Below are 20,386 nucleotides of genomic sequence, written 5' to 3' on the forward strand. Positions count from 1 at the left end.
GCTCCACAACCTTCAAATCCTTCAAACTCTCCAACCCAGAAGCTACGCTTTCGCTTTAAGGAATACTTTCTGAATTAAAAGCGTAATCCACGTTCCGGCTACGAATGGGAAAGTAAATACTCCACCTACAATATCCAGACAGTGATTGTCTATTAAAAGATCATCAATAGCAATAGTTAAAAGAACAGAAATAAGTACCCATAAACCGTCTGTTTTTTTAACCCCAGAAAAAGCAATAGCAGAAAGCACGGCATTAAAACCAAATAATCCCATGTGAATTTCTTTAATAGGTTCTCCGTTCAACTGTGATAATCCTGCACCCAAAATAGAGGCTGCCAATCCATATAAAGCGGCTATGGGAGAGCTGATAAAAACGGCAAGAAAGAAGATCATTCCTGAAACAACTCCACCTTGAAATATTACTTCACCAAAACCATTGGTACAAGCAAGAAAGTCATCATAGTCTGTAGGCACCACTTCACTGCTCAACATCGCAGATGGTGGAATATGGGTAAAATGATGGAGGGCAAATACCAATATCCATGTGATGATAATGAAAGGAAAAGTAAAGACCGGAATTTTCTTCTGAATAAAGAAATGCTGAATAACAGCCGCCAATGCTCCGCCCAGCACTATTAAAATCCAGATCAACAATGTAGTCTCAAATAGAAAGGACAACGCTACTCCTACAAGTGCCGCACTGAAGCCGTAAAGTCCGGCATTGATTTCAGATTTGGCATAGTTAAGTTTCATTGCAGTGAAAGTTCCGGCTGCCGTTGAAAGTAATACCGCCACCCCGCACTGCCAGCTTCCCATAAAGATTCCTATAAGAAACAGAAGTCCTGTCCACCTGTTTTCCTGGAGCATAATCTGTCCGATTCCTTTCAAAACATGGTCTATAAAAGGTAGTTTTTTGAAAAATTCGTTCATAGTTTTTTTAATTGTATTAATAATTGTGGATATTAAGATAAGAGACGAATAGATGATAGACATTGGAGGCAGAATCAATTTTGCTTCGCAAGTGAATGGTGAATGGTAAATTTATCAGTGAAAGGATAACAACTTTAAACAATTCCACTCTCAAACTCTCTTACCCTCAAACTCTACCACTTGCACCCCGAAACTCATTACCATCCAAGAAAGACCATTCCGACTCCGCAAACGGTTACTACCGCTCCGCTCACCACTCCCATATATCTTTCCAGTTTTTCGGTATTGAACAGTGTTGAATAGCCATAACGTCCCAGAAGAACCATTCCAAGCATTGTCAGGACGGTAGTTATAGTGAAAGAGGTTACCAGAACAGCAATTTCAGACATTGAATGTTTTACTCCTGAATAGAATAATAAAGGAATCAAAGGTTCGCTGGGTCCCATTACGAAAATCATGAAAAGTACAAGCGGAGTCACTTTTATTCTTTTTTGAGGCATTACCACTTCACTGTGATTATGTTCATATACATAAACATCATCACCCATCACATCAAAATGCTTATGTGGTTTGTTTCTGATTGCCTGAATGAGCCCGTAGACAAGATAAACTCCCCCAAAGATCAGCAGCGCCCATCCTGAGAAATTCCCTCTGATATCCTGAAACCAGGAGATTTTATTAAGCTGCCATCCAAGGAAAACCCCGATAAAGCCTAAAATCAGAGAACTAAATACGTGTCCGAAACCGCAGACAACCGTTAATATTGCTGTTTTCATACCGCTCCACTTCTTGGATTTTGAGATCACAATGAACGGCAGGTAGTGATCCGGCCCTGAAGCGGTATGTATGAAACTTATTGAAACGGCACTCAAAAGAAGCGCCCAAACTGTACTATCCATTTTTTATTAATTCTGTTATTTCAGATTCTTTATTAAGTTTTGGCTAAAGCCAATGGAAGATTTCTTTTTATTAAGCGGACTAAAGCCCACTCCTATTGAATATGCTTCTCGCAAATTTTGTAGATGAATCATTATTAGAATTCTTGTCAAGATTTTGAACCTTGACAAGGCTCTCCTTTTACTCCAACGACCAGAGAATTTCCTGAATATGCAGGAAAAAGTTGTACATCAGTTCACCTCCATGTCCCAAAGCTCTTACTACAAAACCGTTGTCATCCATTGCAGAAACCCCTACTTCCATTTGTTCATGATGCTGCGCGGCTGCTTCAACTATTTCTTCAATCAATCCGTTTTTGTCTACATTTTCTTTCGTACTGTAGAAGATCAGGGTTCCCTGGTGAGTGTACTGTTCCAGGTTTCCGATACTGCTGATCGGGATCATGTCAGGCTGAATGAGAACATTATCTTTCACTACCAATTTATTGTTGTGATAGATTTCCATCACATTCTGAAAACGTTTCAGTTTAAAAACTTCTCCATAATGTTTTCTTCCGCAGGTGATGATCTCACTAACAATAATCTGACTGTTGTTCCCGATATGAATATTCGCTTTACTCTTAAAATTGGAATCTTCATGGGGAACTATAGGATGAGGAACGTAGGCAAAAGAAGTTTCATCTTCCATAGAAACATTAAGTTCCTGAAGTGCCTTATCCTTCATGTTGAAAAGCCTCTGATAGGATTGTGACTGCAGCTGAAGGGCAGCCCCTTTTTCAAGGGCAACTTCCAAATGGTAATGGTCTCCGTCCAGAATTCCCGGAGAGGAGCTCATCACCATCTGATAGAGCTTTTTGTCACTTTTTCGCTGCCCTACAGATACTACTCTGAAAGGAAGTGAGACATAAAGGTCTTTCACATAGGATTCTCCTCCCTTGAATCCTGCGATAATATTTAAGCGACTGTCCATTTATCTTACTAAGTTCGGTTCTTCAACTTCTTCTAAAAGAGCATATTTTTTAATCCAACCTATTACTTTGTCCAGTCCTTCATCTGTTTTAAGGTTTGTGAATACGAAAGGATTTCCTTTTCTCATTCTTCTGGCATCATTTTCCATTACTTCAAGGCTGGCACCTACGTAAGGGGCAAGGTCAATTTTATTGATGATCAATAAGTCTGATCTTGTAATACCGGGACCTCCTTTTCTAGGAATTTTTTCTCCTTCTGCTACATCGATGATGAAAATAGTTACGTCTGCAAGGTCCGGGCTGAATGTCGCTGAAAGGTTATCTCCTCCACTTTCGATAAGAACCAATTCGATCTCCGGGAAACGTGCTGCCAATTCATCTACGGCTTCAAGGTTCATACTTGCATCTTCGCGGATGGCAGTGTGAGGACAGCCTCCTGTTTCTACTCCGATAATTCTGTCGTGGGGAAGAAGGCTGTTTTTAGCCATAAACTCAGCATCTTCTTTGGTATAAATATCATTCGTGATTACTCCAAGGTCATATTTCCCGAATAATTTTCTGCTTAAACGTTCCAATAATGCAGTTTTTCCTGAACCTACAGGTCCTGCAACTCCTACTTTTATATATTTTCTGTTTTCCATTTTTTCTAAAATTTTAATTGTTGTTTAACGCTATGGGCGCTAAGTTTTTTTACCGTGAATATTTTACGATCGCAAAGGCGTTTCACTCAGCAGAAGGCAATTCACCTATTTGCTTTTTCATCTCTTATGACATATAAAGTCTTGAGTATAATCTTTCGTGCTGCATACACCTGATGTCAAAAGCGGTATTACAAAGTCCTACCATATCTCGGTCCAGTTCTATGGTTTCCCAGACTGTTTTTTCCATTACAGAATAAAGCGAAAACAGGATATCCTGGCCGTCCAGCTGCCCAAGAGGAACAAGCTTTACCGCATTGGTAATCATTCCTGCAACTGAGGTGTAATAAAATCCTAAAAGAGCTTCGTATAAAGGGATTTTCATGAGGTAGGCATACACTCCAAACACAATACAGTAATGGGAATTGGCTTCTTTATTCTGCACAGCTTTTTCAAAAGCTTCCATAAAAGGGAAATGGTCTCTTCTTTTGAAGATTTTGATCAGCCTGATCCCCAATTTCTGACTGGCCTGACGGATTTCTTTCGGACATTTTATAGCGTTACACTCATTGTCAAGAAGTAACAATGCCTGCAGATCTCCTTTTTCAGCTGCTTCATAAGCCAGTTTTACAAAAGCCCCATCATTGAATTTAAGATTGTACTGAAGCATATTCTGTACAAATTCTTTTGCGGTAGCTAAATTATGTACGATCCTTTCCTGCACATAAGTTTCAAGTCCGTTGGAATGGGTATAACCCCCGATGGGAAGTGTAGGATCTGCAAGATGAAGCAGTCCTGACAGGAAATTTATGTTGCTGTTATTCATCTTTCGGGGCGGCCATTTTTAAGATTTTTGTAAAGATTGTTGATCCCAGACTTCCGTGTCCGTGGGGTTCTACGTTAGATTTAAGAAGATTGAGCAGCTTCACGGATTGTTTCTCCGGTTTGAATCCGCTTGCTTCCAGCCATCTGAACATCGGCATTTCAAAAGGAAGCAAGACTTTATCTTCCTGAATGAAAAGCGGAATATGTTTGTTTCCGATCTCATAACATACGGTACCCATCTCCAACAATGATGTGGGTGACATCACGATAGCTTCTGTTTCCAGAACATTTACCGCAATTATTTTTTCTGCATCCTCAAAAAGAATATCTCCTTCACGCAAACGCTGCCCTTCTCTGAGAAATTTGATAGCCACATCAATTCCCTGTCTGGTTTTTTTACGCTGGATTCTTTTGGTAGTTTCAAACCATTCCAGATCAAGATAATCTATGGTTTTCCCTGTAGGATTTTCTGAGAGATTGCCTATGATTTGATTAATTATCATTTTTGGATTTTTTTCTAAAGTCTAAGTTTTTGGAGATTCCTACCCCGAATGTTGAACCACTGATTCCTGCCACATAACTTTTCGTCCAGCCTTCTTCTTTTGTTTTAGTCTGAAGCATTGAAAGTTCTGCAAATTTGAATTTCAGAGCCCAGCCTCCTCCAAGTAATATCCCAATCAAAGGATAGGCGCGAAGACGGAATCCGTTAAAGTTCTGCATTGCATCAGCAGCCGTTGACAATTGTTGTCCCCAAACATAATGTGCATCTACCTGACCTATCAATACAAAGTATTTTCCAAGCATCAATGATGGGCTATACCAAATACCAGCCTCGTTTTGTTTATAGACTACATTGTGATCAACTGTATTCTGTGAGTACGCATAATTGACTCCAATAAGATCATTATTATTGATGAAGTATCCCACTCCAAGAGGTGCGCTGGAAACGGTACTGCTGCTGGTGGATGGTGTTGTAATTTTAGAATAGTCTAATGAACCATACACCATAAACTGCCCTTTAGGTCCTTCTTCATCACTTTTAAGCCTGTGTCCGCCCAGAAACTGAGCACTTAAATTCCCTGAAAGCATAGATATTCCGGCTACGGCAAGTGAAAAAACTGTTTTATTTAAATATTTCATTTTAAACTTAGTTCTATAATTGTTTTAAAATTCTAAAGACAACTGTGAATAAAGAGAGTGTGTTTCTGAAAATGTCATTCTGACGAAGGAAGAATCTCCTTAAATACCACGAGATTCTTCACTACGTTCGCAGAACTTCAGTCTGTGTTCAGAATGACAAAAGCCAAATAATTTTGGTTTCAAATACTCTACTTTAAGTTTATCTTAGAACAAGAAGTACAACTGTGTTAAAGGCAGTTTTTCCGCCGGTTCGCACGTGATGTATTCACCGTCTACCGTTACTTTATAGTTTTCAGGATTCACTTCAATTAAAGGCGTCTTATCGTTATGAATAAGGTCTTTTTTGGAAATATTTCTACAGTTTTTCACCGGAAGAATCATTTTCTCCAATTTATAAGAAGCGATAGTTCCGTTGTCGATAGAAACCTGAGAAACGAAGTTGGCGCAAATACCAAACTTAGCTTTTCCGTGAGCACCGAACATATTTCTGTAAATAATTGGCTGAGGCGTTGGAATAGATGCATTTGGATCTCCCATTTTAGCAGCAATTACAAATCCTCCTTTTACAATCATTTCCGGTTTTACTCCAAATAATGCAGGTTTCCAGATCACTAAATCTGCCAATTTTCCTTCTTCCAGAGATCCTACATATTCTGAAATACCGTGTGCAATTGCCGGATTGATGGTATATTTAGCCACGTATCTTTTTGCACGATAGTTGTCGTTTCCACTATCCTGATCTTCAGCTAAATCACCTCTCTGCTCCTTCATTTTGCTTGCCGTCTGCCATGTTCTTGTGATGACTTCTCCCGGTCTTCCCATCGCCTGAGAATCTGAACTCATGATACTGAAAACTCCCATGTCATGAAGGATATCTTCTGCCGCAATAGTTTCAGGACGGATACGAGAATCTGCGAACGCCACATCTTCAGGAATATTTTTACTTAAGTGGTGACAAACCATTAGCATATCTAAGTGCTCATCGATTGTATTTACTGTGTAAGGACGTGTAGGGTTTGTAGAAGCCGGTAATACATTTGGATACATAGCCGCTTTGATGATGTCCGGTGCGTGCCCTCCACCAGCTCCTTCTGTGTGGAAGGTGTGGATTACTCTTCCGTTGATCGCTCTCATTGTATCTTCTAAAAATCCTCCTTCATTCAGAGTATCAGTGTGGATCGCAACCTGAACATCATATTTATCAGCCACTTTCAATGCAGCATCAATCGTCGCAGGAGTTGCTCCCCAGTCTTCATGGATTTTTACTCCTAAAGCTCCGGCTTCTACCTGTTCTTCGATAGGTTCTTCTGCTGAACAGTTTCCTTTTCCGAAGAAACCAAGGTTCATAGGATATTCTTCTGCTGCTTCAAGCATTTTCTGCATGTTGAATTTTCCCGGAGTTACTGTTGTAGCGTTGGTTCCGTCATTTGGACCTGTTCCCCCGCCAATCATAGTAGTAATTCCACTGTATAAAGAGGTTTCGATCTGTTGAGGACAGATATAGTGGATGTGGGTATCAATCCCTCCGGCTGTTACGATATATCCTTTTCCACCGTGAACTTCAGTTGATGCTCCGATGATCATATTAGGAGATACACCATCCATCGTATCAGGATTTCCTGCTTTTCCGATTCCTACGATTTTCCCGTCTTTGATTCCGATATCTCCTTTTACAATTCCCCAGTGGTCAATGATAACAGCTCCTGTGATACAAAGATCGAGAACACCTTCGTCTCTTTTAGCCGTAACATTCTGCCCCATCCCGTCACGAACGGTTTTTCCCCCTCCGAAAACGGCTTCGTCTCCGTAATGGGTAAAATCTTTTTCAATTTCAATAATAATTTCAGTGTCTCCCAGTCTGATTTTGTCTCCGGCTGTAGGACCTAATATATTAGCGTACTGTTTTCTGTCTACGTGTAAGCTCATCTTAGTGATTTTTAAAGTTTAACTCTTCAACTTTTGCAAGGCTTGTTTTTTTCTGTTCTTCAGAATCTATCTGTCCGTCCACAAGGTTATTGAAGCCCATTGCTTTTTTGGATCCTCCTATTTCTACGAGTTCCACTTCTTTTTCTTCTCCCGGTTCGAAACGTACTGCAGTACTTGCTACAATATTCAATCTCTTTCCGAAAGCTTTTTCACGGTCAAAGCTCATGGCTTTATTGACTTCAAAAAAATGGAAGTGTGAACCTACCTGAATAGGGCGGTCTCCTGTATTTGTTACTTTTATTTTCACAGTTTCTCTGCCTTCATTGCAGACAATTGTGCCTTCTTTTACAAAAATTTCTCCTGGTATCATAATCAGTCGTATTAGCGGATTGGGTTGTGTACGGTTACCAGCTTAGTCCCATCCGGGAAAGTGGCTTCAATCTGAACATCGTGGATCATTTCTGAAACGCCAGGCATCACATCTTCTTTGGTAAGAAGGTTTGCTCCTTCCTGCATCAGTTCAGCTACTTTTTTACCATCTCTTGCTCCTTCAAGCAAAAAGTGGCTGATCAGTGCTATTGATTCCGGATAGTTTAATTTTAGGCCTCTTGCCTTTCTTTTTAGAGCGAGTTCGCCTGCCAGAAATAGCATAAGCTTCTCCGTTTCTCTCGGTGTTAAGTGCATAGTATTTTTATTTTAAAATTGGACAAACAATATCCCGTTCACCTCTCTGTAAAGGCAAATAGAAATTTTCAAAAGTGTAAAATGGAAATGATTCTTACGGATCTGTATTGACATGAATACAAACCACAACGGATCATAAAAAATTTTGAAAAGGGATTAGCAGCCCGCAATCTGCAGGCAATGATACAGAATGTATCTTGGTGCTGTAATATAAGTACGGTTTTGAACGGCCGCAACCCGTGTATTGTGAGAATACCCTGCAAAGAAATAGTGTAACCACTGCTGCGCAAGTATTGAGTAATCAAATTTTACTTTCTCCCAGTCATTAGAATCCTGTACATCCTGCACATCTGAAAAACTATACATTTCAGGCTGGGTCTGCTGATCAGATTTCTGCTGAAGGAGATGAATTTTTGAAAGAATATCAGAATAGGGTTGAGTTTTCCCTTTCTGTGCAAAAAGACCTGCACACAACGCTGAGAAAAATATCAGAAAAGAGAAAAATATGACTCTTTTTTTCATACCCTATTAATAATGGTGTAAAATTATAACAATCTTAAAACCCCGGCTATCAAAAAAATTATTTAAAATGTTCAAAATCGCAACAAATACAATTTTATATAAATTTAACATTTCAGTATAAATCCCTTATTCATAAGACTTAAGCATTGTTTATGAACTATGACAAATATTTTATTGTCCTTATTCCTATCATTATGATGATCCACTCCATCTTTTCTCTCTATTTAAAAGTTTGAAAAAATGCATCTACTATTCTCAATATGATATGTTAAAAAACCTTTATTCATTATTGATTATTTAAGAACAAGCTTTATTTCATAAAAGCAGGCGGTATTTTTTTCTTTCCTTATAATTATCGTAAATTTGTATACAGATCTTATTTAATTTAATAAAATAATAAAACGTAATATGTCAAAAGCAATTTCGCAAGTACCATTAGCGGTAAATGAGCCGGTAAATTCTTATGAACCGGGATCTCCAGAAGTTAAGAGCCTTATCGACACTTATAAAAAAATGTGGGCAGAAAAGGTAGAAGTTCCAATGATCATCAATGGAAAAGAAGTGAAAACTGATACAAAAGTTCAGCTTCAGTCTCCACAGGATCATGCTCATGACTTCGGTTTCTACTACCAAGGTGGTATGCAGCATGTGGATGACGCTATCAACGCGGCATTGGCAGCTAAAAACGATTGGAATGAACTAGGCTGGGAACAGCGTGCAGCAATTTTCTTAAAGGCAGCTGATCTTTTGGCTGGTCCTTACAGAGACGTAATCAATGCTGCTACAATGATCGGGCAGTCTAAGAATGTACACCAGGCTGAAATTGATGCTGCTTGTGAGTTCATCGACTTCTTAAGATTCAACGTAGAATTCATGACAGAAATGTATTCGGAACAGCCAGTTTCTGACAATGGAATCTGGAACCGTGTTGAGTACAGACCATTAGAAGGATTCTGTTTTGCAGTGACTCCGTTCAACTTTACAGCAATTTCTGGAAACCTTCCTACTTGTATGGCAATGTTAGGAAACGTAGTGGTTTGGAAGCCATCTGACAAGCAGGTGTATTCTGCAAAAGTTATCATGGATGTATTGATTGAAGCGGGTCTTCCTGCAGGGGTTATCAACATGATCTTTACGGATGGAAAAGAAACGGCTGAAAAAGTATTGGCACACCGTGATTTTGCTGGTCTTCACTTCACAGGGTCTACAAAAGTATTCCAGGGAATGTGGAAAATGATTGGTGACAATATCCATAACTACAGAACTTATCCAAGAATTGTTGGAGAAACAGGGGGTAAAGATTTTGTAATTGCTCACCCATCGGCTAACGTAGAAGCTGTAGCAACTGCATTGGTAAGAGGTGCTTTCGAATACCAGGGACAGAAATGTTCTGCTGCTTCAAGAGCTTATGTACCTAAATCTCTTTGGGCTGATGTGAAAAAAGTAATGGAAGCTCAGATGAGCACAATCAAAGTAGGTTCTCCGGAAGATACTTCTAACTTCGTAAACGCAGTAATCGACAAAAATTCTTTCGAGAAGTGTAAAGGATATATCGACAGAGCCAATGCTTCAGGTGAAGCTACTGTAGCAATCGGAGGAAAAGTGGATGATTCTAAAGGATGGTTTGTACACCCAACAGTAATTGAAACTACAAATCCTCAATACGAAAGTATGGTAGAAGAAATTTTCGGACCAATCTTATCAGTATTTGTTTATGAAGATCAGGACTGGAAAGAGACCCTAAAACTGGTTGATTCTTCTTCTCCTTATTCATTAACAGGTTCTGTATTCTCACAAGACCGTTACGCGATCAATGAAGCTTACAAGGCGTTGGAAAATGCTTCAGGTAACTTCTATATCAATGATAAGCCAACGGGTGCTGTAGTAGGCCAACAGCCTTTCGGTGGAGGTAGAGCTTCAGGAACGAATGATAAAGCAGGTTCTAAAATGAATCTTCTAAGATGGACGTCTGTAAGAAGCGTAAAAGAAACTTTCGTTTCTCCAAAAAACTACAAATATCCATACCTAGGGTAATTAATAAATAATGAATAATAGGCAATGAGTAATTATTGTCTGTTCTTTAAATACAGCCTCGGAATTTCGATTTCGGGGCTTTTTTGTGGTGAGAGGCAGGCTTGGGATACGAGTTTTCGGGATGCGAGTTGCGAGAGTTCAAAGTTTAAAGTTACTGGTATCTGGAAATACACTTTTACTCCTCCGATGCTCAATGTCCTAATACTCTCCCACACTCTAACTCCTAACTCCTAACTCCTACAACTCCTAATCCCTACAACCTATTACCTGCCACCTACCTAACATCTTTTAACAAACTTTACCTATATTTTACGAGTTTCCCTACCCTCTTAGGAATAATTGTTGATTTTTAATACGTATACACCCCAAAATAAGATAGTATGAAAAAGTTATTGCTAACAGCCGTTGGAATAGGAATATTTGCAGTGAGCTGTGGAACCAAAGAATCGACAATGTCATCGAGCAACCGTGATTCAGCAAAAGTAGATAATGCACAAAAAAGTGCATCACCTGCAACCACTGATACCATGACTACAAAAATGACCAATCCTGACAGTATCAAGATTAAAAAGGATTCTGCGGTAATGTCTCCCGTCAAATAGTATTGATATACGTTCAATTTAAAATGGAAAATCTGCAGATGAAAGTTCTGCAGATTTTTTTATTGAATAACCGGAAATGTTGGAATAATAATGAAGTTTTGACTTGAAAGGACTGTTATTTTAGGTTTTGGCTAAAGCCAATGGCTATAAGATTTATGGTTAGCTGGTTAAAACCAAACCCTATTGAATTTTAATGACAACATCTTTTATCTTTTATCTTTTATCTTTTATCTTTTATCTTTTATACAAAACCCGACAGTACAAAGGTTAAATAAAATCACAAATCCACAGACTTCTGTGGATTTGCACTTAAAAAAACTTGACTGAAAAAAAACCGGGCAATCAACCCCGATTATGAGTTATGGTTTATATTCTGAGCAGAATATTTCCTTTGAAGATAAAAATGGGAATCGTGGATGTCTCAATAATGAAATATACACTTGTTCTATATATTAATTTTCATGGCTTAGTTTTCAGCTGGGGATGATGATCTTACGATGTATCTTAATTTCAGAAAAAGAGATATTTCTCCAAAAATTGAAAGAGATAAGCTGTAGTATAATGGTGTTCATGTCCCTCGAACTGGCGCAAAGATAGGATAGCAAAGGGTTTCTGTAAAATAATAGGTTGTTCATTTTCGCGAAAATGGCAAGATAGAATTTAAAAACCTATCTCTTTTTAATCATTTTCCGGAAAATGAACATTTTTATCTGATTGATTTTCAGCATCAAGATATTTGATATAGGCTGATGGAGAATAGTCTGTGACCGCTTTGAAAACTGCAGCAAATTTACTGTGTGAAGAGAAGCCGCATTCATCAGCAAGAATGCTTATTTTATACTGTCGGTACTTTTCATCGTTGATCAGTTTATCCACGATGTATTTGATTCTTAAACGATTGACATATGATTTAAAGTCAGCACTCTTATGCTGATTGATTACATAAGACAGATATTTTGTATTGGTATTCAATTCACCCGCAAGGAAAGACAGAGACATTCCTTTATTGTTATAGAGATTACCTTTCTCAAAATCTTCAAGGAGTTCAAGCAGCTTTGATTCTGTTTCGGAAGTCATGAGAGAATCATTTCGTCTTCGGTCTGTTTCAGAATCTTTTTCATCAATTTCCTCCACAGATATATTGCAAAACTCAGAATCATCGGATTGTTTTAAAGGATGATTACTTCTGCTGCTGATCATTTTCAACTGAGTTCTTATGATATTTCTGAACTTTGAACGCTGTTTCTTCTGCTTTGTTCTGAAGAAAACAAGTAAACCAATCAACAAAGTAAATAAGACAATAATGGTCGCATTTTTCACCAGATTCATCTGTCCGCTTTTTTTGCTGGTCTTCCCTTTTACAATCTCTGCTCCTTTCATTGTGAAGCTTTGATTACGGGCTTCAATGCTGTCATAGGCACGCACATATTTTACAGCATATAAAGAGGCTTTAAAATTATCTCCGGTACCTTCATAATAATCATTTATATTAGAGTATACAGCTTTTTTCAGCTTAAGACTTCGGGAGGTGTCTGCAATTTTTTCAGCTTTTTTAAGATACAGTTCAGCATCTTTCCAGTTTTTCTGCTTCAGACGGATTCCGCCCAGACCATTATAAACCAATCCCAGTGTACAGCTTCCCACTTTGAGCAAACCTTCAGCTTTTCTATAATAATTTTCTGAAACAGGATAGTCATTAAGTTTGAAATAAACATCACCCAGTAACTGATAGGAGGCTGCTGCTGTTCTGTTTTCGTTACGACTGTCTATTCTTTCAAAATATTTCAGGGATGATTCTATAAATCGGATCGCATTTGAATAATTACCAAGCTCCATTTCGCAGAAAGCCATTTCCTGGTTTAAGAGTCCTGCCGCCTCATTACTTTTTTGAAAATCGGTAATCCTGCCGGAAGCTTCCAGTCCTTTTATAATGTATTTTTTAGACCTTTCGTATAACCCTACCTGTCTATATTGCCTGGCAAGTAATCTGGTAACAACAGCCATCCGTTCCGGGTCATTAATCTGATTGATCACCGAGTGGGCATTTTCACTATAACAAATTGCTTTTTTAAGCTCGCCGGCATGATGATAAAGTTCTGAAGAGAGAATAAGACATTGTATTTTCTCAGAAGGCTTCTGTGCCAGCATATAAAGAGAGTCTGCAGTTTTGATCGCTTTTGGCAAATCCTTATGTGCAGTGACAGAAGAAGTTCTTTCACAGATAAGATCAAAGCTGTTTTTTTTCTGAGCGAATATAGAGACTGCTGTTGTCAGCAAAAACAAAAATTTCAGGAGATTCTTAGACATACAGAAACAAATTATTATTTTTATTTTATAATAATTCATCATTATTTTCACTGGGTGTCTTTTTGTTTTTTACAAAACTAGTGATATTTTATTTTTTATTAAAACATTATATTGAAATTTAATCATTTAACTCAAAATAATGATTTACATTAATTTTAATAATTAGACCAAAACAATAAATGATTATCCTTCATATGAACCGATGTCTGTTTTAAAACTAAGGTTCCTTTATAATTATTTTCAATATGGACGGCTCATGTGTCATCATATTTATTACATTTGCAGGGAAATAAAAAGTTTTTATGAAAAAAATAGCAGTACTTTCCTCAATATTTATAGGAGTTCTTGCATGGGCACAGGGAATCAAATTTGAAGACAGCAATTTTGCCTCTATCCTTGCCAAAGCAAAAAAAGAAAAAAAACTGGTCTTTATAGATGCCTACGCTTCATGGTGCGGACCTTGTAAACTAATGGTAAAAAATATTTTCCCACTTCAATCTGTGGGTGACTACTATAATTCTCACTTTATCAATGCTAAAATTGATATGGAAAAGGGTGAAGGAATTGAACTGGCAAAAAAATATAACGTAAAGGCATTCCCTACTTATCTGTTTATTGACGGAAATGGTGAAGCGGTACACAGAACGTTAGGATATGTTGAAGAAAAAGACTTTATCCAGTTTGCCAAAGATGCTGAAGATCCGAACAAAAGACTGACTTCTCTGAAGCAGCAGTTTGAGAAAGGAGAAAAAGATCCTGAGTTTTTGAAGAATCTTGCAGGGCTTACGATGTATAATGATGCTGAGTTTGCCGGTAAAGTACTTAACCGTTATTTCCAGCAGAAACCTAATTTAGATCAGGAAGATGTTCAAATGCTTCTTTCAGGGGTTCAAACTACAGACAGCCCGTTGTACAAGATTTTCCAGGATAAAAAAGCAGATATCGTTAAATTCTTCCCTGCAGATAAGTATGAAAAGTTTGACAAAAATATCAAACTGAATACTGTTTCCAAAAAAGCATATAATGCAGATACGAAAAAATGGGACGATAATTATTTCATGTCTGAAACTCAGAAATTTCTTAGCAAAGAGGAAGCAGACAAGATCTTAAAAAGAATGAAAGCTAACAGAGCTTTAAAGAACAAGGATATTCCTGAGTATGAAAAACTTATTCTTGACCTTTACAAAGACTATTCTGCAGCAGGTTCTGAAGAGCTGAATTCTCTTGCATGGAACTTCTTTGAAAATGTAAGCAACAAGACTTCTCTGGAAAAAGCAATTGGCTGGGCACAGGAATCTGTAAAGAAAGACCAGAATTTTGCAAACACTGATACTTTAGCTAATCTTTACAATAAGATTGGTGATAAGAAAAATGCAAAAACCTGGGCTGAAAAGTCTATTGAACTGGCAAAAAGCACAGGACAGGATTCTACTGACACCGAAAAATTATTGAAAAGCCTTTAATTAGGAATACATAAAATAAAAACCGCAGAACTGAAGTTCTGCGGTTTTTTTTATGTTGTTTGGTGAGTGGGTCTTGCAAACCACCCCGTCAAAAATTCTTTGAACTTTCGCCACCCCTCCGAAAGAGGGGAATTTTCACGTCTTCAGTTGTGATATAAGTGAAAATAATGCTTCCCTTCTGTTGTAATAAGATGCAATAAGCAATTATTGTCTTCTCTTAGTATTCAAACAAAACGCTTCCCCAAGTAAATCCGCTTCCAAAAGCCGAAAGAAGTACCAGATCTCCTCTTTTGATTTTCCCCTGTTCAATTGCTTCACTTAAAGCAATAGGAATAGAAGCTGCGGTTGTATTTCCGTATTTCTGAATATTATTGAAGACTTTTTCGTTCGGCAATCCGAATTTCCCCTGTACAAACTGAGCAATTCTAAGGTTTGCCTGGTGCGGAATGAACATATCAAGATCTTCAACTGTTTTTCCTGCTTTGTTCAATGCTTCCATCATCGTTTCAGGAAATCTTGTTACTGCATGCTTGAACACGAAGTTACCGTTCATGATAGGATATACTTCTTTGTTGGTTACATTTTCAGGCTCTTTTCTCATTCTGTCACTCCATCCGAATTTTGAACCCGGAAACTGAGTACAAAGTTCGTCTGCATATTTCCCTTCAGAATGCATATTTACTGCTAAAATATCTCCTGAATTTTCATCTTCCGAAGCTGAAAGTACAACTGCCCCTGCTCCATCTCCGAAAATAACAGAAACCCCTCTTCCCTCATCAGAAAAATCTAATCCGAAAGAATGAACTTCTGCTCCTACAACAAGAATATTTTTATAAGTACCGGATTTGATAAATGCATTTGCAACACTCATAGAATATACAAATCCCGAACACTGATTTCTTACGTCCAATGCTCCAATAGTATCACATCCCAGCATATCCTGAAGCAATACCCCACTTCCAGGAAAATAGTAATCCGGTGAAAGGGTGGCAAAAACGATAAAATCAATATCTTTTGAGGTAAGACCTGCATTTTGAATGGCTTTTTCTGAGGCTTTAAACCCTAAATAAGCAGTAGTTTCCTGAGCATCATTTCTGTTTTTTCTATGTCTTCGTTCCTTGATACCCGTTCTTTCCGTAATCCATTCATCATTGGTAGTCATTAGTTTGGCTAAATCATCATTTGTAACAACGTTATCTGGAACATAAAATCCCACACCTTTTATTGTACTTTTAATCATATAGTTTTTTAATTTTGGCAAAGATAAAACTTATTTAACACATAGTTTTTCAAAATATTAGTATTTTTACTTTATGCCAATTGATACGATATACAGAACCTCCCAGTGCGAATGGGTAGACGTAGAGGCTCCTACTGCAGAAGACCTGAAATTCCTTCATGAAAGATATGAAATCAACAATCTGCTTCTGGAAGATACCATGGATGCCAATCACCTTCCCAAATATGAAGAAGACGGAAATGTAAAATTCTTTCTCCTTCGTGAAAGTACAGAACTGGAAAGGAAAAATCTGAATACCATCAGTGATATCAGTACCAAGATCGGGATTTTCCTGGTAGAGAATACCATTATCACTATCCACAGGATGAAAACCAGAAGTATCACTGAAACCAAGAAGAAGGTTTCCCTGATTCAGGAAGACCTCAATCCTCAGCAGATCACACTGATGATTGCTATATTGATCATGAAAAGTTTTGATGATGAATCTTTAAGTCTGTTCGAGACTATGGACAATATAGAGAATGAGATTTTCCTTAAAAACACCAATCATACAAGCCAGATCCGCCGTCTTTATAAACTGAAACGAAAATCAGGACTAAATTCACGGGTATTGGTGATTTCTACAGATGCTATTAATAAATTTAAATTATTGAATTTACAGGACTCCGAAATTGTCGATTTGAAGGATAAACATACAGATGTAGTGGCGGATTTTGATCATTTGAATATTCAGATTACCAACCTTATTTCTATGTTCCTGGCACTTTCGGATCAAAAGGCCAACCAGGTGATGAAAGTTTTGGCGATCTATTCTATTTACTTCTTACCTATTACCTTTATTGCGGGGGTTTATGGGATGAATTTCGATAACATGCCTGAACTTCATCATAAATATGGATATTTTATAACGCTGGGAGTCATGGCTACCATTATGATCAGCACGTTTATTTATGTGAGACGAAAACAGTGGTAATTAATTTTTATATCAACGTAAAGACTCAAAGAATATGCAATAGTATAATATTTTAAGGCGCAAAGATTTTATCTTCGATAAAATATAAATTGGTTGATTACTTTTTGTCTTTAACCAAAACACCACCAAAACAGAATATCATGACCACTGAAAACCTCAACAAAATTCTGGAAGATTCTTCTCTTTCGCAGGCCTCCAAAGAAAAACTGGCTGCCCTGCATGAGACTCTATCCGCCAAAGAATTCTCTGATCTTCTGGATTCATCTGGGAATCAGTATATAGAGTTTGTACAGGAAGGCGGTGGTGTCTGGGGAAGTGCATTGGTTGGTTATCTTTACGGCCTGGAAATCTTCGGAATCCGTTTTCTGAAAGTGGCCGGAACGAGTGCCGGAGCCATTAATACCATGCTTATTGCGGCCTGTAAAACCAAAGAAGAACCCAAAAGTGAGCTTATCAAAGATATCCTTTTCAGCTGGGATTTTTCTGATTTTATGGATGGGAAAACCTATGTGAAAACAACGCTCCATGCAATGCTTAACAATAAGGATTTTTTTAAGATCAATGCCATTATTGCTGCGATCCTTTTCATAATCCTGATCAGTATTCCTTTTTTGGCTTCTTCAACCACAATACTGAATGCCAAACTGATGTTTTTGATTCCTCTGATTCCGGCTGTCATCCTTTTTTTCTGCATTCAAAAGCTGTACAATAATTTCAGAAAAGAAAACAGTGGTCTCAATCCCGGAAATGTTTTTCAGAATACCATGCAAAATGCCCTGGATCAATTTGGAATAAAAACAGTGGCCCATCTCAACGAAAAATTTATTCAGAAAGAACGGGATCTAAATCTCAACTACCGATATGGAAACGGCCAGGAGTATTATACAATGACTCTTCAAAGTATCGAAAAGATTAAAATAAAAAATAAGGAACATATTGATCAGACCCGATATAGAATTTTCTATGAAAGTGCCCTCAATAATGATTATTATAAGAATAACCCATTTTACCTTCTCAAATCTGAATATGTTGTCATTACTACCGACATCAATGCAAAAATTAAGGTGGAACTTCCTACGATGGCCAATCTTTACTGGTCCGAAGAGGAACTGAAACACGTTAGCCCGGCTGAGTTTGTAAGAGCATCCATGGCTGTTCCTTTTTTCTTTGAACCTTTTCAGAAACAAATCAATAAGAACGACAGTTCCGTAAAGTATGCCTGGAGATATTGGATGAATACCCAACCTGAAGATATCAACCCTGCCGGAGTTTTCATTGATGGAGGCAGTATTTCTAACTTCCCAATCGATCTGTTTCATGCTGATGAAGTTTTTTATCCGAGAATGCCCCTTTTCGGAGTTCAGCTGACGAGTGATTCTGCTATTCTTTCGGAAAGAGGAAAAACCAGTGCAGAAATCCTTAAAACACCTTTCAGCTATGCCGGAAATATCATCAGTACATTAAAAGGTTTTAATGACAAAACCTTCCTTACCAAACATACTTTTTACCGTTTATATAGCATACAGAGTGTCAACTGCGGTACCAGCAGCTGGCTGAATTTCTTTATGAAAAGAGACGAAAAGGAAGAGCTTTTCAACAGAGGTTTCCAGGCTGCCCTCGATTTTCTTAATGGATTCGAATGGGAAAAGTACAAATATGAAAGAATGATGCTCACCATGAAAGAGAAGAAAATACTGAAAGAAGAGGATACGCCTACGGTGGGATAAGGATTTTTAAGTATTTTAGCTTTTTAAATTTCCATGAAAAAGATACATTTTTTTATACTTGGGATCGCCATGATTCTCATTTTCCTTTCTATTCCGGTTATTCATGTTCTTAAAACAAAATGGAACGAATCTGATATTAAAAATGAAATCCCCACAGGATATACCAATGATGCCAGCCAGTTGAATTTAACAAAAATTGATACGCTGATCAAAGTTCCAACGTCTAAAAATGAAATTGAAAACCAGCTTCGTCAGATCCTGAAATATGCTAAAGAAAAACAGTTAAAAATCTCTATTGCCGGAGCTCAGCACAGTATGGGCGGACATACCATCTACCCTGACGGCATCCTGCTGAATATGCTCCCTTATAAACATATGGAACTGGATGAAAAAACCAACATTCTTACCATCGGTTCCGGTGCTCTTTGGGAAGACGCTATCAAATACCTGGACAAACATGGGAAGTCTATCGCCGTGATGCAGGCTTTTAGTTCTTTTTCAGTAGGTGGATCTATGAGTGTGAACGGACATGGATGGCAGAAAAACCTCCCTCCTGTTTCTTCCAGTGTTGTTTCCTTCACACTGATGGATCAGAATGGAAAAATTCTTAATTGCAGCAGGGAAGAAAACCCGGAGCTTTTCAAGCTGGTAATCGGGGGTTATGGGCTTTTCGGGATTATTCTTGATGTGAAATTAAAAGTGGTTGATAATATTGCTCTTCAGTATCAATATGTCCGCTTAAGTTCTGATCATTATACCGATTATTACAAAAAATTTATTTCTGAAAATCCGAATGTTAATCTTGTTTTCGGAAGACTGAGAATTTCTGATAAACATTTCCTTGAGGAAGCTACCATCAATTATTTTGAAAAGGCAGATGAAAAGCCTTTACCGCTCCCCCTTCAAAATGCTAAAAATGCTGAGACAAAGCGTCTTGTTTTCCGTAGTACCGTAAACAGTGAGTACGGAAAAAGGCTGCGATGGGATCTGGAAACGGGAATGAATAAAATGACTAAAGATGCTGTTTATTCCAGAAATGAGCTCCTTAACGATCATGTTTCACTCATTGAAAATAAAGACCCTAATTCTACAGATTTGCTGCAGGAGTATTTTATTCCGGATAGAAATTTTAATCAGTTTATTAAAGATATAAAACCTGTTTTGAGAAATTCTGGGTTGGATCTACTGAATATCACCATCCGTGCAGTGAATAAGGATGAAGACAGCTATATGAATTACGCCAGAGAAAATGTTTTCGGATTTGTATTACTTTTTAACCAGAAGAAAACAGATAAACAGGAAGATGCCATGAAAGTTCTCACCAACAAACTGGTAGATATTACCCTGAAAAACGAGGGTACTTTTTACCTTCCTTACCGTCTTCATATTGACAGAGAGAAAATGAGAAAGGTATATCCGCAGGCAGAATCTTTTTTTGAGCTGAAAAGAAAATATGATCCTTCTGAGGTCTTTGATAATAAATTTTACCAACATTACAAATAAAACACCCG

At 37.8% G+C, this 20,386-nt stretch carries 19 protein-coding genes; 6 read left to right on the plus strand and 13 right to left on the minus strand.

Translation table 11 applies throughout. The features are described 5' to 3' along the window. Window positions 1–42: 42 nt before the first annotated feature. From AC57AW_RS19045 to AC57AW_RS19095, 11 genes are all read right to left on the minus strand, one after another. Entirely contained in the window at window positions 43–930 is an 888-nt protein-coding gene (locus AC57AW_RS19045) for an urea transporter (RefSeq protein ID WP_496353149.1), read from the minus strand. 197 nt (window positions 931–1,127) lie between these two features. Next, a complete protein-coding gene (locus AC57AW_RS19050; RefSeq protein ID WP_105703727.1) occupies window positions 1,128–1,829 on the minus strand; it encodes a hypothetical protein in 702 nt (233 codons plus the stop codon). A 178-nt stretch (window positions 1,830–2,007) separates the two neighbouring features. Beyond that, window positions 2,008–2,796: an urease accessory protein UreD gene (locus AC57AW_RS19055; RefSeq protein WP_496353150.1), complete on the minus strand. Its 789-nt coding sequence runs from the start codon at window positions 2,794–2,796 to the stop codon at window positions 2,008–2,010. Continuing rightward, window positions 2,797–3,435, minus strand: coding sequence for an urease accessory protein UreG (gene ureG / locus AC57AW_RS19060; RefSeq protein ID WP_105680942.1), 639 nt, complete (start codon window positions 3,433–3,435; stop codon window positions 2,797–2,799). A 124-nt stretch (window positions 3,436–3,559) separates the two neighbouring features. Next, on the minus strand, window positions 3,560–4,258 hold the full coding sequence (locus AC57AW_RS19065; protein ID WP_496353151.1) for an urease accessory protein UreF: 699 nt from the start codon (window positions 4,256–4,258) through the stop codon (window positions 3,560–3,562). Then, entirely contained in the window at window positions 4,251–4,760 is a 510-nt protein-coding gene (gene ureE / locus AC57AW_RS19070) for an urease accessory protein UreE (protein ID WP_496353152.1), read from the minus strand. Before ureE ends, AC57AW_RS19065 begins: the two co-directional genes overlap by 8 nt. Next, complete coding sequence (locus tag AC57AW_RS19075; protein WP_496353153.1) at window positions 4,750–5,397, minus strand: hypothetical protein; 648 nt, start codon at window positions 5,395–5,397, stop codon at window positions 4,750–4,752. The genes ureE and AC57AW_RS19075 overlap by 11 nt, the downstream gene beginning before the upstream one ends. 204 nt (window positions 5,398–5,601) lie before the next feature. Continuing rightward, window positions 5,602–7,323 (minus strand): urease subunit alpha, encoded by a 1,722-nt coding sequence (gene ureC, locus AC57AW_RS19080; protein ID WP_318847094.1) that lies wholly within the window; start codon window positions 7,321–7,323, stop codon window positions 5,602–5,604. A 1-nt stretch (window position 7,324) separates the two neighbouring features. Then, a complete protein-coding gene (gene ureB / locus AC57AW_RS19085; protein WP_496353154.1) occupies window positions 7,325–7,693 on the minus strand; it encodes an urease subunit beta in 369 nt (122 codons plus the stop codon). An 11-nt stretch (window positions 7,694–7,704) separates the two neighbouring features. Beyond that, on the minus strand, window positions 7,705–8,007 hold the full coding sequence (ureA, locus tag AC57AW_RS19090) for an urease subunit gamma (protein WP_034697260.1): 303 nt from the start codon (window positions 8,005–8,007) through the stop codon (window positions 7,705–7,707). A 156-nt stretch (window positions 8,008–8,163) separates the two neighbouring features. Beyond that, entirely contained in the window at window positions 8,164–8,529 is a 366-nt protein-coding gene (locus AC57AW_RS19095) for a hypothetical protein (RefSeq protein WP_496353155.1), read from the minus strand. Between the two features lie 408 nt (window positions 8,530–8,937). On the opposite strand from AC57AW_RS19095, the gene pruA reads away from it, so the two are divergent. Further along, window positions 8,938–10,563 (plus strand): L-glutamate gamma-semialdehyde dehydrogenase, encoded by a 1,626-nt coding sequence (pruA, locus tag AC57AW_RS19100; RefSeq protein ID WP_496353156.1) that lies wholly within the window; start codon window positions 8,938–8,940, stop codon window positions 10,561–10,563. Between the two features lie 380 nt (window positions 10,564–10,943). Continuing rightward, window positions 10,944–11,165, plus strand: a complete 222-nt coding sequence (locus tag AC57AW_RS19105) for a cytochrome C551 (protein ID WP_496353157.1) — start codon at window positions 10,944–10,946, stop codon at window positions 11,163–11,165. Between the two features lie 678 nt (window positions 11,166–11,843). On the opposite strand, the gene AC57AW_RS19110 is transcribed toward AC57AW_RS19105, so the two are convergent. Further along, window positions 11,844–13,472: a tetratricopeptide repeat protein gene (locus AC57AW_RS19110; protein WP_496353158.1), complete on the minus strand. Its 1,629-nt coding sequence runs from the start codon at window positions 13,470–13,472 to the stop codon at window positions 11,844–11,846. Window positions 13,473–13,774: 302 nt separating this feature from the next. Here AC57AW_RS19110 and AC57AW_RS19115 point away from each other — a divergent pair, with 302 nt between their 5' ends. Continuing rightward, window positions 13,775–14,935, plus strand: a complete 1,161-nt coding sequence (locus tag AC57AW_RS19115; RefSeq protein WP_496353159.1) for a thioredoxin family protein — start codon at window positions 13,775–13,777, stop codon at window positions 14,933–14,935. 217 nt (window positions 14,936–15,152) lie between these two features. Here AC57AW_RS19115 and AC57AW_RS19120 read toward each other — a convergent pair whose 3' ends face one another. Beyond that, a complete protein-coding gene (locus tag AC57AW_RS19120) occupies window positions 15,153–16,175 on the minus strand; it encodes a 3-oxoacyl-ACP synthase III family protein (protein ID WP_496353160.1) in 1,023 nt (340 codons plus the stop codon). A 73-nt stretch (window positions 16,176–16,248) separates the two neighbouring features. On the opposite strand from AC57AW_RS19120, the gene AC57AW_RS19125 reads away from it, so the two are divergent. The 3 genes from AC57AW_RS19125 (at window position 16,249) to AC57AW_RS19135 (ending at window position 20,378) form a co-directional block, all read left to right on the plus strand. After that, complete coding sequence (locus AC57AW_RS19125) at window positions 16,249–17,148, plus strand: magnesium transporter CorA family protein (RefSeq protein ID WP_318847085.1); 900 nt, start codon at window positions 16,249–16,251, stop codon at window positions 17,146–17,148. A 140-nt stretch (window positions 17,149–17,288) separates the two neighbouring features. Beyond that, on the plus strand, window positions 17,289–18,875 hold the full coding sequence (locus AC57AW_RS19130) for a patatin-like phospholipase family protein (RefSeq protein ID WP_496353161.1): 1,587 nt from the start codon (window positions 17,289–17,291) through the stop codon (window positions 18,873–18,875). A 33-nt stretch (window positions 18,876–18,908) separates the two neighbouring features. Beyond that, window positions 18,909–20,378, plus strand: a complete 1,470-nt coding sequence (locus AC57AW_RS19135; protein ID WP_496353162.1) for an FAD-binding oxidoreductase — start codon at window positions 18,909–18,911, stop codon at window positions 20,376–20,378. Window positions 20,379–20,386 lie beyond the last annotated feature (8 nt).

This window comes from Chryseobacterium sp. BGA-UO-ETr-SB22, from assembly GCF_059567885.1.

Bases quoted from the DNA above. Each gene is read 5' to 3' on its own strand.
- ureG (WP_105680942.1), bottom strand. From the start codon at position 3,435: ATGGAAAACAGAAAATATATAAAAGTAGGAGTTGCAGGACCTGTAGGT.
- AC57AW_RS19125 (WP_318847085.1), top strand. From the start codon at position 16,249: ATGCCAATTGATACGATATACAGAACCTCCCAGTGCGAATGGGTAGAC.
- AC57AW_RS19065 (WP_496353151.1), bottom strand. From the start codon at position 4,258: ATGAATAACAGCAACATAAATTTCCTGTCAGGACTGCTTCATCTTGCA.
- AC57AW_RS19110 (WP_496353158.1), bottom strand. From the start codon at position 13,472: ATGTCTAAGAATCTCCTGAAATTTTTGTTTTTGCTGACAACAGCAGTC.
- ureA (WP_034697260.1), bottom strand. From the start codon at position 8,007: ATGCACTTAACACCGAGAGAAACGGAGAAGCTTATGCTATTTCTGGCA.
- AC57AW_RS19050 (WP_105703727.1), bottom strand. From the start codon at position 1,829: ATGGATAGTACAGTTTGGGCGCTTCTTTTGAGTGCCGTTTCAATAAGT.
- AC57AW_RS19130 (WP_496353161.1), top strand. From the start codon at position 17,289: ATGACCACTGAAAACCTCAACAAAATTCTGGAAGATTCTTCTCTTTCG.
- AC57AW_RS19075 (WP_496353153.1), bottom strand. From the start codon at position 5,397: ATGAAATATTTAAATAAAACAGTTTTTTCACTTGCCGTAGCCGGAATA.
- AC57AW_RS19105 (WP_496353157.1), top strand. From the start codon at position 10,944: ATGAAAAAGTTATTGCTAACAGCCGTTGGAATAGGAATATTTGCAGTG.
- AC57AW_RS19115 (WP_496353159.1), top strand. From the start codon at position 13,775: ATGAAAAAAATAGCAGTACTTTCCTCAATATTTATAGGAGTTCTTGCA.
- ureB (WP_496353154.1), bottom strand. From the start codon at position 7,693: ATGATACCAGGAGAAATTTTTGTAAAAGAAGGCACAATTGTCTGCAAT.
- AC57AW_RS19135 (WP_496353162.1), top strand. From the start codon at position 18,909: ATGAAAAAGATACATTTTTTTATACTTGGGATCGCCATGATTCTCATT.
- ureE (WP_496353152.1), bottom strand. From the start codon at position 4,760: ATGATAATTAATCAAATCATAGGCAATCTCTCAGAAAATCCTACAGGG.
- AC57AW_RS19120 (WP_496353160.1), bottom strand. From the start codon at position 16,175: ATGATTAAAAGTACAATAAAAGGTGTGGGATTTTATGTTCCAGATAAC.
- ureC (WP_318847094.1), bottom strand. From the start codon at position 7,323: ATGAGCTTACACGTAGACAGAAAACAGTACGCTAATATATTAGGTCCT.
- pruA (WP_496353156.1), top strand. From the start codon at position 8,938: ATGTCAAAAGCAATTTCGCAAGTACCATTAGCGGTAAATGAGCCGGTA.
- AC57AW_RS19055 (WP_496353150.1), bottom strand. From the start codon at position 2,796: ATGGACAGTCGCTTAAATATTATCGCAGGATTCAAGGGAGGAGAATCC.
- AC57AW_RS19095 (WP_496353155.1), bottom strand. From the start codon at position 8,529: ATGAAAAAAAGAGTCATATTTTTCTCTTTTCTGATATTTTTCTCAGCG.
- AC57AW_RS19045 (WP_496353149.1), bottom strand. From the start codon at position 930: ATGAACGAATTTTTCAAAAAACTACCTTTTATAGACCATGTTTTGAAA.